Here is a 16,646-nt window from a genome sequence, read left to right on the forward strand (position 1 = left end):
ATGCTTCGCATAACGCGCCGCTCAATGCCCGGCGGGACACAGTGTTCGATGTTCCGAGCCACATCTCCCTCGGCGCTCCCCGCCCTCACGCCGACTCCCCAAACCCATGCGCCTTGCACCACGCCACCCCGTCGGCCAACAACTGCTGCCGCGTTTCCAGTACCGTGCCCTGCTCCTGCCGCAACGCCGCCCGTTTGCTCAGCCAGTCCGCGACCTTCGGCCGCCCCGCTGCCGTCGCCCGCGCCGCCTGAGCCTTCAGCCACGCCACCGAACCCGGCGTCGCCGCGTCGCCGTCGACCGTTGCCAGCAGGTCGCCGACGACGGGTCGCAGGTCGTTGATGAGCTGACAATCATGCGCGGCGGCGGTGCGTAGGTTACCGGAGCCGGCGGCGTCGGCTGCCGCTGCCGGGCCAATGCACAAAGCGGCGGTCAACGCCATCGTGGCGGCCGTCGAGGTCATGCGTGACATGGTCTTCCCCCTTCACTGGGTCGGTTCGTGACCGACGCTAGGAGGAGACTTTGGGAAAACCTTGTGACGTCGGCAGCCGCACCGTGAATCGCGCTCCACGCCCTCGCGGCGCCACCCCGGCCTCGACGGTCCCGCCGTGCAGCGTGACGACCTGCGCCACGATCGTCAGACCCAGCCCGAACCCGGCGCTCGACCCCGACTTGCTGAAGCGTTCGAACAGCCGAGCCTGGACCTCAGGAGCGATGCCCGGGCCCTCGTCGTCGACCGTCACCGCGAGCACATCAGCCTTCTGCCAAACGCCGAGCACCACGCGGCCCGAACTGCCCGAACCATGTGCGCCGCCCGAGTTGCCCGAGCCACCAGCGCCGCCCGAACCATGCACAGCCGCGTTGTCCAGCAAGTTGTCCAGCACCATGCGCAGCCCGTCGGCCCACCCGACCAGCATCCCCGCGTCGGCCGGCGCCCCGACCGTGGCCTCCGAGCCGGTCGCCACGTTCCCCTGCATCTCGAAACGCACCCCGGCGTGCCGCCCGCGCGCGGCGTGGAGCGCAGTCTCGGCGAGTTCCGCGAGGTCCACCGCGACGAACGACTCCGGCCGCGTCAGCTCGGCGCGCGACAGCGCCCGCAGCACCTCCAGCAGCCCCAGCACCCGCGTGTGCGCCTCCCGCAGGTCGGCCAGCGCCGCGCCCCGGTCCTCGGCGTCCGCCCCCGGGTGCTCCAGCACGTCCAGCGCCGTCTGCACCGCCGTCAGCGGCGTCCGCAGCTCGTGCGCCGCCGTCGCGGCGAACGACCGCGCGGCCTGCCAGGCCTCGACCGTCTGCCGCTCCTGCTCGTCCCGGCGGGCCAGGGCCGCGTCCAGCACCTCGGCGACCGCGTCGACCTCCTCGACGCCGGTCCGCAGGTCGATCCGGGCCCCGGTGCCGGCGCTGACCCGGCCCGCCCGGTTCCGCAGCACCGTCAGAGGCCTGATGCTGCGGCGCCCGATCAGCGCCCCGACTCCGAACGCGACCGGCGAGACGATCACCGCCATCAGCCAGACCCGCCCGCGCAGCTTGCGGACCTTGGCGTTCAGCACCGATTCCGGCTCGACGACCCAGACGCGGGTGCGGGACGCGGTATCAGAGGCCGAATAGCCGCGCCAGGTCCGGGCGCCGTCGCGGACCGAGAACCAGCCGTCGGCCAGTGGCAGCCGGGCGGCCGGGGGAGTGTCGCCGACCGCCACGTCGGCGGAGCCGGGCACCGCCAGCACGACCGCGTCGTCAGGGGCCTGCAACGCCTCTCGCACCCGCGACGCCGGGTCGGCGCTCTGCGCGGCCAGCGAGCCGGCCTGCGGAAGGAGCAGCTGGGCGCGGGCGTGCAGGTGCGTGTCCCGCTCGGCCCGCAGGTCGGCGCTCTCCCACGGGACCAGAGCGGCCCCGGCGGCGATGACCAGGACAGGCAGCATCGCCGCCGACATCCAGGCGAAGCGGGTCGACAGTTTCATCGGTCAGGAGCCGTCCGTGTGCACGTTCGCCGGTATCGCACCGTGCGCGTGCGCGTCCGCAGGTATCGCAGTGCCCGTATCCGTATCCACATCCACCTCGCCGCGCAGCGCGAACCCGACACCCCGCACCGTGTGCAGCACCCGCGGCCGTCCATCCGCCTCCAGCTTGCGTCGCAGATAGCTGACCACCGTGTCCACGGCGTCGGAGCGTACCTGGAAGTCGTAGCCCCACACCCGATCCAGCAGCTGGTCGCGGGTCAACACCGCACCGGCGTTGCGGACCAGCACCTCCAGCACGTCGAACTCGCGGCGGGTCAGCTCCAGCGCCCGGCCGCCGGCCGTCGCGGTGCGGGCCTCGGTGTCGAGCACCAGCCCGCAGGCCGCCGCGACGCCGTGCGGCACCGGCCGTCCCCGCCGCAGCAGGGCCCGCAGCCGGAGTTCGAGCTCCGCGGTGGAGAACGGTTTGACCACGTAGTCGTCGGCCCCGGCGGCCAGGCCCGCGATCCGGTCGGCGACGTCGTCGAGCGCCGACAGCATCAGCACCGGGACGTCGTCGTCGCGGCGGCGCAGCCGGCGCACGACCTCGACCCCGGACAGGCCGGGCATCGACACGTCCAGCACCACCGCGTCCACGCCGCCCCGCGCCAGCAGCGCCAGGGCCGCGCCGCCGTCCGCCGCGGTCTCCACGGCGAAACCGGACAGGCCCAGGGCGCGGCGCAGGCCGCGGAGCACCGCCGGATCGTCGTCCACCACCAGCAGCCGCCAGGTCATGGCGGGAGCTTAGCCGCTGCCGGGGGCGCCGGTGATCGGCCTTGGCGACCCGCCGGGATGAAACCGGCGCCGTCCGGTGCTTACTGTGGTGTGGTGCGCATGAGACCGACTCTGACCTGGGAGCCGACCGGCGAGCAGTTCCCGCGGACGACCAGCCTGGACGCCGCCGCCGACCTGCTGGCCGGGGGCGGCGTGGTGGTGCTGAGCGGGGCCGGGCTGTCGACCGAGTCCGGCATCCCCGACTACCGCGGCGCCTCCGGGGCGCTGCGCAAGCACACGCCGATGACCTACGACGACTTCGCCGGCAGCGCCGAGGCCCGGCAGCGCTACTGGGCGCGCAGCCACATCGGGTGGCGGGCCATGACCGGTGCGCAGCCGAACGACGGCCATCGCGCGGTGGCCGCGCTGCGGGCGTCGGGCCACGTCAGCGGCGTGATCACGCAGAACGTCGACGGGCTGCACCAGCGCGCGGGCACCGCCCCGGAGGTGGTGGACCTGCACGGCAGCCTGGACCGCGTCATCTGCCTGACCTGCGGCGACCTCAGCGCCCGGACCGAGCTGGAGCGGCGCCTCCAGGCCGTCAACCCGGCCTTCGCCGGCGTCGCCGACCGCGTCAACCCGGACGGCGACGTCGACCTGGCCGACAGCGCGGTCCGCGGCTTCCGCCCGGTCGACTGCACCGCCTGCGGCACCGGCGTGCTGAAGCCGGACGTCGTCTTCTTCGGCGAGAACGTGCCCAAGCCCCGCGTCGACCGCTGCCGCGCCCTGATCGACGACGCGCGATCCCTGCTGGTCCTCGGCTCCTCGCTGACCGTCATGTCCGGCCTGCGCTTCGTGCGCCGCGCCGCCGAGGCCGGCAAACCGGTCGTGATCGTCAACCAGGGCCTGACCCGCGGTGACCGCTACGCCACCACGCTGATCGAGGCGCCGTTGGGCGTGGCGCTGGAGGAACTGGTGGCGCGCGTCGGCGCCCACCGGGCGCCGCCTATCCTGGCTCCATGATCCGAACCGCTGTCCCGGCCGACGTCCCGATGATCCGTACCCTGATCGCCGAACTCGCTGACTACGAGCGGGAGCCGGAGGCCGCGAAGGCCACCGACGAGCAGCTGCGATCGGCGTTGTTCGGGGAGCGGCCGGCCGTGTACGCGCTGATGGCAGAGGACGACGTCACCGGCGCCGTGGTCGGCTTCGCCGTCTACTTCCTGAACTTCTCGACGTGGAACGGCACGCACGGCATCTACCTGGAGGACCTGTTCGTCCGCCCGGCGGCGCGCGGCGGCGGCCACGGCACCGCGCTGTTGCGCGAGCTCGCCCGCATCGCGCACGAGCGCGGCTACGCCCGCGTCGAGTGGAGCGTCCTGGACTGGAACGAGCCGTCGATCGCGTTCTACAAGTCGCTCGGCGCGGTTCCCCAGGACGAGTGGACCACCATGCGCCTGACCGGGGACGCGCTGACCGAACTCGGCACCTCGGCGCTGACGGACCGCCGCTAGTGACCCGGTTCTCCGCACCGGGGCGCTAGCTGATCCCCACCCACGCCGCCGGGTCGGCGTGCACCTGCCGGACCACCGCCGTCGCCGCGCCGACCGCGGCGGCGGCCTCGCCCCAGCGCGACGCGCGCACCGTCACCGGAGCCCAGGCCGCCGAGACGACGTGCTCGGCCAGCGCCGCGGCCACCCGGGGCACCAGCTCGGCGGCCAGGTCGGGCCGGGCGTAGACGCCGCCGAGGACGACCGCGGGCAGGTCGAACAGGTTGACCGCGGCCGCGATGGCCCGTCCCAGGGCGGCCGCCGCGACGGCCGCGCCGGAGCGCCGCAGGGCCTCCAAGCCGGCGACGGTCTCCAGACAGCCGCGTGCCCCGCACCGGCACAACACCCCGCCCGGCTCGACGGTGACGTGGCCGATCTCGCCGGCCCAGCCCCGCGCGCCCCGGAACACCTCGCCGCCCAGCACGATGCCCGCGCCGACGCCGATCTCGCCGGAGACGTAGAGGAAATCAGCCGTCTGCGTCGCCGCGCCCTCCTGAGCCGATCGATCCACGGCCGCTGCGACGCCGGTGTTCCCAGGACCCTCATTCACGAGGCCCGCGGAGGCGCACAGAACCGGCGCCGTCTCCGCGTGCGCCTCGGCCAGCGCCGCGAAGTCCGCCTCGTTTCCGATCGCCAACGGCAGGGGAGTGCCCGGCAGCAGCTTGCGCAGCTCATCGGTGACCTCCACGTCCTGCCACCCCAGGTTCGGCGCGCGCTGGATGGTCGGTATCGGCACCGCCCCCGGCACCGCCACGACCGGGTCCTGCACCAGCCCGGGCACGGCGAGCGCGGTCCCGACCGGCGTCAGCCCCGGCACCGCGACCTCCCGGGCCAGATCGGCCAGCTCCGCCAGCACCGCCCCGACCTCGCGTCCGCGCTGGTCGGCGTGCCGGGTCGCCGTGGCACGCACCGTCCCGGACAGGTCGACCACGCACGCCGCCAGGTAGTCGACGTTCACCTCCAGCCCCAGGCCGGCCGGTCCGGTCCGGGCCGCCACTAGCCCGGCGGCCGGACGCCCGGCCGAGGCCGCCGGCGGCGGCGCGACCGCGGCCGCCAGGCCGGCGGCCAGCAGCGCGTCGGCGAGCGTCGAGGCGGTGGCGCGGGTCATGCCCGTCGCGGCGGCCAGCGCGGCGCGCGACACCGGGGCGGGGGCGTCCAGGATCAGCCGGTACAGCAGCGCCAGGTTCGTCTCGCGGATGGTCCCCTGGCGGGCCGGCGGGGGGCGGTGATCGGCGGAGGGCATGCCTTGACAATGCCACAGCCGCTCCATAAGTTCATCCATTGAACAATTCCGCCGTGCGACAGCCGTGTGACAGGAGCCCCCGATGCCGACCGCACCCACCCCCGCAGACAAGTTCACCTTCGGCCTGTGGACCGTCGGCTGGCAGGCCCAGGACCCGTTCGGCGACGCCACCCGCCCCGCGCTGGACCCGGTGGAGACCGTGCACCGGCTCGCCGAGCTCGGCGCCCACGGCGTCACCTTCCACGACGACGACCTGATCCCCTTCGGCGCCGACGACGCCGACCGCGCCAAGCACATCGAGCGCTTCAAGGCCGCCCTGGACGAGACCGGCCTGAAGGTCCCGATGGCCACCACGAACCTGTTCAAGCACCCGGTGTTCAAGGACGGCGCGTTCACCGCCAACGATCGGGACGTGCGCCGCTACGCGCTGCGCAAGGTGATGCGCAACCTGGACCTGGCCGCCGAGCTCGGGGCCGACACCTACGTCTTCTGGGGCGGCCGCGAGGGCTCGGAGTCCGACGCCGCCAAGGACGTGCGCGCCGCCCTGGACCGCTACCGCGAAGGCATCGACACCCTCGCCGCCTACGTCACCGACCGCGGCTACGGCCTGCGCTTCGCCCTGGAGCCCAAGCCCAACGAGCCGCGCGGGGACATCCTGCTGCCCACCATCGGCCACGCCCTGGCCTTCATCGGCAGCCTGGAGCACGCCGACATGGTCGGCCTGAACCCCGAGGTCGGGCACGAGCAGATGGCCGGGCTGAACTTCGTCCACGGCATCGCCCAGGCGCTGTGGCACGGCAAGCTGTTCCACATCGACCTCAACGGCCAGCGCGGCGCCAAGTACGACCAGGACCTGGTCTTCGGCCACGGTGACCTGCTCAACGCCTTCTTCCTGGTCGACCTGCTGGAGAACGGCGGCTACGAGGGCCCCCGGCACTTCGACTACAAGCCGGCCCGCACCGAGGACATCACCGGCGTGTGGGCCTCGGCCGCCGCCAACATGCGCACCTACCTGCTGCTCAAGGAGCGCGCCGCCGCCTTCCGCGCCGACCCCGAGGTCCAGGCCGCGCTGGCCGCCTCCCAGGTCGCCGAGCTGGCCACCCCCACCCTCGCCGCCGGCGAGACCTACGCCGACCTGCTGGCCGACCGCGGCGCCTTCGAGGACTTCGACCCCGACGCCGTCGGCGCCCGCGGCGCCGGCTTCGTGCACCTGACCCAGCTCGCCGTCGAGCACCTGACCGGCGCCCGGTGAGCACACCACGCCTGGTCGCGGGGGTCGACTCCTCGACCCAGTCCTGCAAGGTGGTGATCCGCGACGCCGACACCGGGGCGCTGGTCCGCACCGGCACCGCCCCGCACCCCGACGGCACCGAGGTCCACCCCGCCGCCTGGTGGGACGCCCTGTGCCAGGCCGCCGCCGCGGCCGGGGGCCTGGGCGACGTCGCGGCCCTGTCGATCGCCGCCCAGCAGCACGGCATGGTGTGCCTGGACGGCGACGGCTCGGTGGTCCGCCCGGCGCTGCTGTGGAACGACACCCGCTCCGCGCGCGCCGCCTCCGACCTGGTCGCCGAGCTCGGCGCCAAGGAGTGGGCCGAGGCGGTCGGCACGGTGCCGGTGGCGTCCTTCACCGCCACCAAGCTGCGCTGGCTCGCCGACCACGAGCCGGCGCACGCCGACCGCACCGCCGCGGTCTGCCTGCCCCACGACTGGCTCACCTGGCGCCTCACCGACGGCCGGGACATCAGCACCCTGACGACCGACCGCAGCGACGCCTCCGGGACCGGCTACTGGTCGCCGGCCACCGGGCAGTACCGCACCGACCTGCTGGAGCAGGCCTTCCGCCGGACCCCCCTGGTGCCGCGGGTGCTGGGCCCGACCGAGCGGGCCGGCGTCCTGGAGCCCACCGGCTTCGCCGCCGCCGGCCTGCTCAACGCCGGCTCCGCGCGCGCCCGCCTGGGCCTGGCCGAGACCGACCCGCTGATGCTGGCCGCGGGCGCCGGGGACAACGCCGCCGCCGCGCTGGGCCTGGGGGTGCGGCCCGGGGACGTCGTGGTGTCGATCGGCACCTCCGGCACGGTCTTCGCGGTCTGCGACACCCCGCCCGCCGACCCCACCGGCACCGTCGCGGGCTTCGCCGACGCCACCGGACGCTTCCTGCCCCTGGTCTGCACGCTCAACGCGGCGCGGGTGCTGGACGCGGGGCGGGCGCTGCTCGGGGTCAGCGCCGGGGAGCTGTCCCGGCTGGCACTGTCGGCCCCGGCCGGCGCCGACGGGCTGACGCTCATCCCCTACCTGGAGGGCGAGCGCACACCCAACCGGCCCGACGCCTCCGGCGAACTCCACGGCCTGCGCCTGGCCAACTCCACACCGGCGCACCTGGCGCGGGCGTACGTCGAGGGCATGCTCTGCGGCCTGGCCGACGGCCTCGACGCGCTGACCGGCCTGGGCGTATTGAGCGACGGTCCCGGCCGGGTCTTCCTGATCGGCGGCGGCGCGCGCAGCGAGGCGGTCCGGGCCATCGCCCCGGCGATTCTCGGCCGCCCGGTGCTGGTTCCGGCCCCGGCCGAGTACGTGGCGAACGGCGCCGCGGCGCAGGCTGCGTGGCTGCTGAGCGGCGGTGCCGAGCCGCCCCGCTGGGAGGCTGCCGACACGGAGCTGTTCGAGGACCAACCGCTGCCCTGGCTGCGGGAGCGCTATCGGGAATGCCGAGACCGCGCACTTTAAGTACCCTGAGAAACTGTAAGGCTGCGGCGTCGCCCAACCCCCCGGGCGGCGCCGCTTTTCGCTGGGCCCGCGCGCTCTTGCCGACGGTTACCGGACCAGCGCGGCGAGGAAAGTCGCCCGCTGATCCGCCAGCCAGGTTTGCAACCGGTCCCAGGGAGCCCATCCGCCGTGGGCTTGGAACGCTTTGACGGAGGCCGCGTCGCCGCCTTCGAGCCGGGCAGCGATTTCCGCGCGCTCGACGTCGGTCACCTCCTTGATGACGTCGAGCAACTCGGCTCGTTCCTCGGCCGACATCCCGTAGCCGTCGGCGAGAGTCGCGGGGTCGAGCATCGGGACCCGAAGTCGATGACCTCGCCGGCCACGAAAGTGAGCTGTTCGCGGCCCGCGCCCAGCCCGACGGCGCCCGCGTTCGTGATGCCGCCGGTGAGTACCTCGTCCATGATCCGGTCTGTCGCCGCCCCGCTGGGCCTGATGCGGCTTGTTCCGGCGGGGCGGCGCGCGGCCGTCGAGCTGAGTCCGGACTGGTACCGGCCTCGACTCAGAATGTGGCCAGGTGGGCCTTGTACCCGGCCCCGAAATTGGTCGGGGTTCCGTCGTAGGCGCTGATCAACGCCGGACCCGACGAGCAGTCCCAGGTGTTCCACGTCCACGCCGAGTAGCCGGTGTGGTGCGCGTCCAGCCAGGACATCAGGGTGTCGATGTAGGAGTGTCCGCAGTCGTTCTCGCCGATCTCGCCCGCGATCACCGGCACCTGCGCGAGCACCGGCGCCACCTGCGAGTCCCAGCATGAGGAGGACGAGCACGAGTTGAAGTTGTACGAGTGCCACGACGCCGCCAGGTTGTTCAGCGGGTCGTTCGGCTTGTGCTGGAGCCACTGGCTCAGGTCGTTGGAGTAGGCCACGCCGCCCAGCATCAGTACGTTGGCCGCGCCGGTGCCGCGCACCGCGTTCACCAGCGACTGCATCCCGGCGACCTGGTAGTTGATGCCGGTGCAGGAGCCGCCGTTCTGCCAGCAGCTCCAGCCCAGCGCGCTGTTGAACCCGGCGGCGAAGTCCGGGTAGGGCTCGTTGAACAGGTCGAAGACCGTCGACTGGTCGTTCTTGAACGCCGTGGCCACCGAGGACCAGAACGCCGGGGCGTTCGCGGCGTCCGGCATCGGCTTCTGGCAGGTCGCGGTGGCCACCGAGCAGGCCGAGGACTGGCCGGTGTAGACGCCGTCGGTCCAGTGCAGGTCCAGGATGACCGCCAGGCCGTGCTTGTGCAGCGTGCTGACGAAGCTCTCGATCGCGCTCTGATACGCCGCGCCGCCGTACTGCGCCTGCACGTTCGAGGCGCCCAGCCAGCAGTCCTCGTTCAGCGGCACCCGGACGATGTTGGCCTTCCACGCCGCGATCGCGGCCACCGAGGTGTCGTCGACCGGGCCGTCGAAGATCCCGTTGCCCTGCACGCAGGCGAACTCCGCGCCGGAGCGGTTCACGCCGTGCGGCACGAACATCTTCCCGGTGCTGTCCACCAGCTGGTTGCCGGCGACGTGCAGCGCCGGCGCGCCGGTCGGCGGGGGAGTGGAGCTCGGCGTCGTGGACGGCGGAGTGCTGGGAGTGGTGCTCGGCGTCGTGGTCGGCGTCGTCGGCGGCGGCGTCGAGCCGTTGCAGGTGGTGCCGTTGATGGTGAAGGTGGTGGGTGCGGGGTTGGTGCCGGTGTAGGTGAAGTTGGCGGCGGGGTTGACGGTGCCGCCGGCGGTGACGGTGCCGTTCCAGGCGGCGTTGGTGACGGTGACGGTTTTGCCCGACTGGGTCCAGGTGCCGTTCCAGCCTGATTGCAGGGTCTGGTTGCCGGTGTAGGAGTAGCCCAGGGTCCAGGTGGACCAGGGGGTGGTCCCGACGTTCTTCACCACGATCGAGGCACCGAACCCGGAACCCCAGTCACTGGTCACCGAATACGACACCTGACACTGCACCGCCGACGCCGCGTGCGCCGCGCCCGGCATCAGCGCCGCCGCGGTCCCGGCGCCGGCCGCCAGGGCCGCACCGGTCACCGCGCCCAGCGCCGATCTCAGCCGCCTGCCGCGGCTCGGGGGGTTCGAGGGGGTGGACATGGCCGTCATGGCCCTCCTTCACACTGGTGATACATCGCGCGGAACGTAGGAACGTGCGCAGCGATCCGGCAAGGCCGAGGTGTCGCAGAACCCGGCGACCACGACGGCGCCGTGAAAGTTTCACCGGGCGCGGGCCCCCGCGCCGGACCTGACCGGGGCCGCGCCCGCACCCGGACCCGGGCCCTTGACAAGTACGGGTCCCGAGACGACCTTTCATGAGAGCGCTCTCACCCCACTCTGTGAGCTGCTCGACACCCGGCGTTCACCGCCGAGGGGCTCCACGACGCCACCGAAGGAGAACCCGCCCGATGTCTCGCCCCACGGTCCCCGAAACCCGCCCCACCCTCGCCGACGTGGCCGCCCTGGCCGGAGTGTCGCCGGCGACGGCCTCCCGCGTGCTCAACGGCACCGCGAAGGTCAGCCGTTCGGCGCGCGCCGGGGTCCACGACGCGGTCTCGCAGCTGGCTTATGTCCGCCAGCGCGCCCGCGCGGTGCGGGACGAGCACATCAGCTCCATCGCCGCGGTGGTCTGCGGGACCGACCAGTGGCTGTTCGCCGACCCCTACTTCTCCCGGATCCTGCTCGGCGCCGGCCGCGAGCTGCGCACCGACGAGATCCAGCTGGTGCTGCTCGTGGTGCGCGGCCCGGTCGACCATCCGCTGGTGGAGCGCTATCTGGCGCGCGGCGTGGTGGACGGCGTGATGCTGATCAACGCCCACGACCGCGACCCGCTGGGCCTGACGCTGCAGGCGATGAACGTGCCGACGGTGGTGGCCGGCCGCAGCGCGCCGCCGTGCCGGCTGCCGTACGTGGACGCCGACAACCGATCCGGCGCGCGGGAAGCAGTGCGGCATTTGTTGCGCGCGGGGCGTAAACAAGTCGTGTCCATCGCCGGGCCGCCGGACATGGCGGTCGGCGCCGACCGGCGCGACGGCTACCGCGACGCCATCGCCGAGGCCGGGACCGGAGGGCTGGTCCTCTACGGCGACTTCACCCAGTCCTCCGGCGAGCACGCCATGCTCCAGCTGCTGGAGCACCAGCCCGAGCTGGACGCGGTGTTCGCCGCGTCGGACCTGATGGCCCTGGGCGCGCTGCGCGCCCTGCGGCGGGTCGGGCGCCGCGTCCCGGACGACGTGGCCGTCATCGGGTTCGACGACGCGCCGCTGGCCGCGCACACCGATCCGCGCCTGACCACCGTGCGCCAGCCGGTGGAGGAGATGGGCGCGGCGATGGCGCGGCACCTGACGCGCCACATCCATGGGGTGGCCGACGTGCCGGCGCACACGGTCTTCCCGACCCAACTGGTGATCCGCGACTCCGCCTGACCACCAGCCCTCGAACGTCCGCCGCGTACCCCGCGCGGCGGCTATTCCGCCCTGCCCAGAAGGGACCGAGCGAACCAGTGAACAGACCCCGGAGAACGTCGAGACCGAGACCGAGGAGGCTGCGGGCCCTGGCGCTCGCCCTGGCCTCGGCGCTCGGTATCGGCATGATCGCGGTTTCCCCGCAGGCCGCCCGCGCGGCGACCGTGCAGTGTCAGGTGTCGTATTCGGTGACCAGTGACTGGGGTTCCGGGTTCGGTGCCTCGATCGTGGTGAAGAACGTCGGGACCACCCCCTGGTCCACCTGGACCCTGGGCTACTCCTACACCGGCAACCAAACCCTGCAATCAGGCTGGAACGGCACCTGGACCCAGTCGGGCAAAACCGTCACCGTCACCAACGCCGCCTGGAACGGCACCGTCACCGCCGGCGGCACCGTCAACCCCGCCGCCAACTTCACCTACACCGGCACCAACCCCGCACCCACCACCTTCACCATCAACGGAACCACCTGCAACGGCGCCCACACCCCGCCCGCCGTCGCGCTGACCAGTCCGGCGGCCGGGGCCTCCTACACCGCGCCGGCCTCCGTCCCGATGGCGGCCACCGCCTCGGCCTCGGACGGCGCGACGATCAGCAAGGTCGAGTTCTACCAGGGCACCACGCTGGTCTGCACGGCCACGGCCGCACCGTATTCGTGCACGTGGACCGGGGCCGCGGCCGGGACGTACTCGATCACCGCCAAGGCCACCGACAGCCAGGGCGCGGCGTCGACCTCGGCGCCGGTCGGGATCACCGTGACCGGGGCTCCCGCGGTCACGGTCACGCCGAACGCGCTGAGCGTGGCCGAGGGCGGGACCGGGACGCTGGCGGTCGGCCTGTCCTCGGCGCCGGCCGCGAACGTCACCGTCACCACGGCCCGCACCGCCGGGAACACGGGCCTGTCGGTCACCGGCGGCGGGACGCTCACCTTCACGCCGGCGAACTGGTCGACTCCGCAGAACGTCACCATCACCGCCGACGCCACCGGGACCGGCAACGCGACGTTCACCTCCACGGCCACCGGCTACACCTCCGGCGCCGCGGTGGTCACCGAGACCGGCGCGCTGGGCGCCTACGAGCAGCGGTTCATGACGCTCTACAACAAGATCATGAACCCGGCCAACGGGTACTTCAACTCGCTGGGCATCCCGTACCACTCGGTCGAGACGCTGATCGTCGAAGCCCCGGACTACGGCCACGAGACCACCTCGGAGGCCTGGAGCTACGACATCTACCTGCAGTCCATGTACGGGAACATCTCCGGGGACTGGACGAAGTTCAACGCCGCGTGGGCGCTGATGGAGCAGTACATGATCCCCACGCACGCGGACCAGCCCACGAACAGCGCGTACAACCCGAGCTCCCCGGCGCAGTACGCGCCCGAGGAGCCGCAGCCGGACCAGTACCCGGTGGCGATCAACAGCTCCGTGCCCTCGGGCCAGGACCCGCTGGCCGCCGAGCTCCAGGCCGCCTACGGCACCTCGGACATCTACGGCATGCACTGGCTGGAGGACGTCGACAACAAGTACGGCTACGGCGACACCCCCGGCGGCGGCTGCGAGCTGGGCCCGAGCACCGGCAAGCCGTCCTACATCAACTCCTACCAGCGCGGCGCCGACGAGTCGGTCTGGGAGACCGTCCCGCAGCCGACCTGCGACAACCTGAAGTACGGCGGCCCCAACGGCTACCTGGACCTGTTCATCTCCGGGACCGGCACGGCGCAGTGGAAGTTCACCGACGCCCCGGACGCCGACGCGCGCACGGTGCAGGCCGCGTACTGGGCCGACACCTGGGCCAAGGCGCAGGGCAAGGAGTCGCAGGTCACGGCGACCGTGGCCAAGGCCGGCAAGATGGGCGACTACCTGCGCTACTCGATGTTCGACAAGTACTTCAAGCAGATCGGGAACTGCACCTCGCCGAGCAGCTGCCCCGGCGGCACCGGCAAGAGCAGCGACGACTACCTGCTGGGCTGGTACTACGCCTGGGGCGGCTCGCTGTCGACCTCCGGCTCGTGGGCCTGGCGCATCGGCGACGGCGCGGCGGCCCAGGGATATCAGAACCCGATGGCGGCGTGGGCGCTGTCCACCGACACCGCCGAGGCCCCCAAGGGCGCCACCGCGGTCGCGGACTGGACCGCCAGCCTGAAGCGGCAGACCGAGTTCTTCCAGTGGCTCCAATCCTCCGAGGGCGGCATTGCCGGTGGCGCCACCAACAGCTGGAACGGCCAGTACGGCACCCCGCCGGCCGGGGACCCGACGTTCTACGGCATGTACTACGACTGGGAGCCGGTCTACCACGACCCGCCGTCCAACAACTGGTTCGGCATGCAGGCCTGGTCGATGGAGCGCTTCGCCGAGTACTACTACGCCACCGGCGACGCCACCGTCGGGTCGATCCTGAGCAAGTGGGTGTCCTGGGTCGAGCCCCTGGTCACCGTCAACACCGCGACCGGCGGCTGGCAGATCCCGTCCACCTTGACCTGGACCGGCCAGCCCAACACCTGGAACCCGAGCAGTCCGCAGGCCAACACCAACCTGCACGTGGCGGTGAAGGACTACAGCCAGGACGTCGGCGTGGCCTCCGCGCTGGCCAAGACCCTGTCCTACTACGCCGCCAAGGCCAAGGACACCACCGCGCAGGCCCTGGCCAAGAACCTGCTCGACGTCATGTGGGGCAACGACCAGGACTCCCTCGGCATCGCCACGCCCGAGACCCGCACCGACTACAGCCGGTTCGGCCAGACGTACGACGCCTCCACGCACGCCGGGCTCTACGTCCCGCCGGGCTGGACCGGCAAGGACCCGGCCGGCAACACGGTGTCCTCCAGCACCAACACCTTCCTGAAGCTGCGGCCCTGGTACACCAGCGACCCCAGCTTCTCCAAGGTGCAGACCTACCTCAACGGCGGCGCCGCGCCGTCGTTCACCTACCACCGCTTCTGGGCGCAGTCCGACGCCGCCATGGCGCAGGCGGTCTACGGCCAGTTGTTCGGGGTCTGAGAAGACAGGAGAGAACCTTGAACCAGGACTCTGTACATAACGAGAGACCAGCACGCAGACTGACCAGCGCGTTTGTGGCGGCCGGCCTGACGATGGCGGTGGCCGGGGGCTTCGCGGCCCTGACCGCCACCAGCAGCAGCGCCGCCACCACCCCGGGGTGCACCGCGGTGTACTCCACGACCTGGGACTCCGGCAGCGGCTTCGGGGCACAGGTCGTCATCACCAACAACGGCCCGGCCTGGACGAGCTGGAACCTGACCTACGCCTACGCCGGCAACCAGGCGCTGCAAAGCGGCTGGAACGGCACCTGGACGCAGTCCGGGAAGAACGTCTCGGTCGCCAGCCTGTCGTGGAACGGCGCGGTCGCCAGCGGCGGCAGCGTGACCCCGGCGGCGAACTTCACTTACTCCGGGACGAACGCGGCCCCGACGTCGTTCGCGGTGAACGGGGTGACGTGCTCCGGCACCGTGCCGCCGACCACGCCCTCGACCGGCCCGACCACCACCCCGTCGACGACGCCCACCACGACGCCGACGACCACCCCCACCACGACGCCGACGACCCCGTCGACGACGCCGACCACCACGCCGTCCTCCGGCGGCGGCGGGCACGTGGTGAACCCGTTCGTCGGGGCCTCGCAGTACCTCAGCCCGGACTACACCGGCGAGGTCAACACGCAGGTCGCGGCCGACCAGGGCGCCAACCCCACGCTGGCGGCCAGCGAGGCGAAGATGGCCGGCTACCAGACCGCGGTCTGGATGGACCGGATCGCCGCCATCACCGGCACCGGCGACACCGTGCACCACGGCCTGCAATGGCACCTGGACCAGGCGCTGGCCCAGCAGAAGCCGAACACGCCGATCGTGTTCGAGGTCGTGATCTACGACCTGCCCGGCCGGGACTGCGCGGCGCTGGCCTCCAACGGCGAGATCCCGGCCACCGCGGCGGGCCTGACCCAGTACGAGAGCCAGTACATCGACCCGATCGCCACGATCCTGGCCAACCCGAAGTACGCCGGGATCCGCGTCGTCGCGGTGATCGAGCCGGACTCGCTGCCGAACGCGGTCACCAACCAGAGCAAGCCCGCGTGCCAGACCGCCACGCCGTTCTACGAGACCGGCGTCGAGTACGCGCTGAACAAGCTGCACGCGATCTCGAACGTCTACAACTACGTGGACATCGCGCACTCGGCGTGGCTCGGCTGGTCCTCGAACATGGGACCGGCCGCGCAGGAGTTCGCCAAGGTCGCCAAGGCCACGACCGCCGGAGTGGCCAGCGTCGACGGGTTCATCTCCGACACCGCGAACTACACGCCGACCACCGAGCCGTTCCTGCCGAACTCCACGCTCCAGGTGGGCGGGAACCCGCTGGACTCGGCCAAGTTCTACCAGTACAACCCGTACTTCGACGAGTACAGCTACGACCAGGCCATGTACACGCAGCTGACCGGCCAGGGCTTCTCGCCGAACATCGGCATGCTGATCGACACCTCCCGCAACGGCTGGGGCGGCCCGAGCCGGCCGACTGCGCTGAACTCCTCCCCGACGACCGTCGACAGCTACGTCGCGGCCAACAAGGTGGACCAGCGCTCCTTCCGCGGCGACTGGTGCAACCAGAACGGCGCGGGCATCGGCGCGCGCCCGACCGTCCAGCCCTACGGCGCGAGCAACCACATCATCGCGTTCGTCTGGATCAAGCCTCCGGGTGAGTCCGACGGCGACTACCCGAGCGCCTCGCATTCGCACGGCGACCCGCACTGCGACCCGGCCGGCACCAACACCGACGGCAACGGCGGCACGTACTCCACCGGCTCCATTCCCGGCTACGACGTGCCCGCCGGGCAGTGGTTCGCCGCCGAGTTCCAGCAGGAGGTGACCAACGCCTACCCGGCGATGTGATCGGCGAGGTGATCGGCCATCGCCGTGTGTTGATCGGCCAGTGCTGATCACCGAGTACTGAACGTCTCACC

The 16,646-nt window shown here is 72.3% G+C and carries 13 protein-coding genes; 7 read left to right on the plus strand and 6 right to left on the minus strand.

What is annotated here, in order from left to right:
* Nucleotides 1-85: 85 nt before the first annotated feature.
* The 3 genes from ABD481_RS04645 to ABD481_RS04655 are packed head-to-tail and all read right to left on the minus strand — an operon-like array spanning nt 86 to nt 2,723.
* Nucleotides 86-460, minus strand: coding sequence for a hypothetical protein (locus ABD481_RS04645; RefSeq protein WP_344664246.1), 375 nt, complete (start codon nt 458-460; stop codon nt 86-88).
* 46 nt (nt 461-506) lie between these two features.
* Nucleotides 507-1,952, minus strand: coding sequence for a sensor histidine kinase (locus tag ABD481_RS04650; RefSeq protein ID WP_344664247.1), 1,446 nt, complete (start codon nt 1,950-1,952; stop codon nt 507-509).
* A gap of 3 nt (nt 1,953-1,955) precedes the next feature.
* Nucleotides 1,956-2,723, minus strand: coding sequence for a response regulator transcription factor (locus tag ABD481_RS04655; RefSeq protein ID WP_344664248.1), 768 nt, complete (start codon nt 2,721-2,723; stop codon nt 1,956-1,958).
* A 93-nt stretch (nt 2,724-2,816) separates the two neighbouring features.
* Between ABD481_RS04655 and ABD481_RS04660 the strand changes: the two genes are divergently transcribed.
* Both ABD481_RS04660 and ABD481_RS04665 read left to right on the plus strand, forming a co-directional pair.
* Nucleotides 2,817-3,725, plus strand: coding sequence for an NAD-dependent protein deacetylase (locus ABD481_RS04660; protein ID WP_344664249.1), 909 nt, complete (start codon nt 2,817-2,819; stop codon nt 3,723-3,725).
* Complete coding sequence (locus tag ABD481_RS04665; protein WP_344664250.1) at nt 3,722-4,216, plus strand: GNAT family N-acetyltransferase; 495 nt, start codon at nt 3,722-3,724, stop codon at nt 4,214-4,216. Before ABD481_RS04660 ends, ABD481_RS04665 begins: the two co-directional genes overlap by 4 nt.
* 25 nt (nt 4,217-4,241) lie before the next feature.
* On the opposite strand, the gene ABD481_RS04670 is transcribed toward ABD481_RS04665, so the two are convergent.
* Complete coding sequence (locus ABD481_RS04670) at nt 4,242-5,495, minus strand: ROK family protein (RefSeq protein WP_344664251.1); 1,254 nt, start codon at nt 5,493-5,495, stop codon at nt 4,242-4,244.
* A gap of 82 nt (nt 5,496-5,577) precedes the next feature.
* On the opposite strand from ABD481_RS04670, the gene xylA reads away from it, so the two are divergent.
* The gene (xylA, locus tag ABD481_RS04675; RefSeq protein WP_344664252.1) at nt 5,578-6,747 is read left to right on the plus strand and encodes a xylose isomerase; all 1,170 of its coding nucleotides are present in this window, start codon (nt 5,578-5,580) and stop codon (nt 6,745-6,747) included.
* Entirely contained in the window at nt 6,744-8,219 is a 1,476-nt protein-coding gene (xylB, locus tag ABD481_RS04680; RefSeq protein ID WP_344664253.1) for a xylulokinase, read from the plus strand. Before xylA ends, xylB begins: the two co-directional genes overlap by 4 nt.
* Nucleotides 8,220-8,306: 87 nt before the next feature.
* Here the strand turns inward: xylB and ABD481_RS04685 are convergent, their stop codons facing one another.
* Together ABD481_RS04685 and ABD481_RS04690 are read right to left on the minus strand one after the other, a co-directional pair.
* Nucleotides 8,307-8,549, minus strand: a complete 243-nt coding sequence (locus tag ABD481_RS04685; RefSeq protein ID WP_344664254.1) for a hypothetical protein — start codon at nt 8,547-8,549, stop codon at nt 8,307-8,309.
* A gap of 208 nt (nt 8,550-8,757) precedes the next feature.
* Entirely contained in the window at nt 8,758-10,314 is a 1,557-nt protein-coding gene (locus ABD481_RS04690; RefSeq protein ID WP_425559113.1) for a cellulase family glycosylhydrolase, read from the minus strand.
* 308 nt (nt 10,315-10,622) lie between these two features.
* Here ABD481_RS04690 and ABD481_RS04695 point away from each other — a divergent pair, with 308 nt between their 5' ends.
* The 3 genes from ABD481_RS04695 (at nt 10,623) to ABD481_RS04705 (ending at nt 16,575) form a co-directional block, all read left to right on the plus strand.
* Nucleotides 10,623-11,639 carry a LacI family DNA-binding transcriptional regulator gene (locus ABD481_RS04695; RefSeq protein ID WP_344664256.1) on the plus strand — a complete coding sequence of 339 codons (1,017 nt, stop codon included), beginning with the start codon at nt 10,623-10,625 and terminating at the stop codon, nt 11,637-11,639.
* Nucleotides 11,640-11,803: 164 nt separating this feature from the next.
* Nucleotides 11,804-14,677, plus strand: coding sequence for a glycoside hydrolase family 48 protein (locus ABD481_RS04700; protein WP_344664257.1), 2,874 nt, complete (start codon nt 11,804-11,806; stop codon nt 14,675-14,677).
* Between the two features lie 74 nt (nt 14,678-14,751).
* Nucleotides 14,752-16,575, plus strand: a complete 1,824-nt coding sequence (locus ABD481_RS04705; RefSeq protein ID WP_344664258.1) for a glycoside hydrolase family 6 protein — start codon at nt 14,752-14,754, stop codon at nt 16,573-16,575.
* Nucleotides 16,576-16,646 lie beyond the last annotated feature (71 nt).

It is taken from the genome of Catenulispora yoronensis, assembly GCF_039531695.1.
Classification (GTDB): domain Bacteria; phylum Actinomycetota; class Actinomycetes; order Streptomycetales; family Catenulisporaceae; genus Catenulispora; species Catenulispora yoronensis.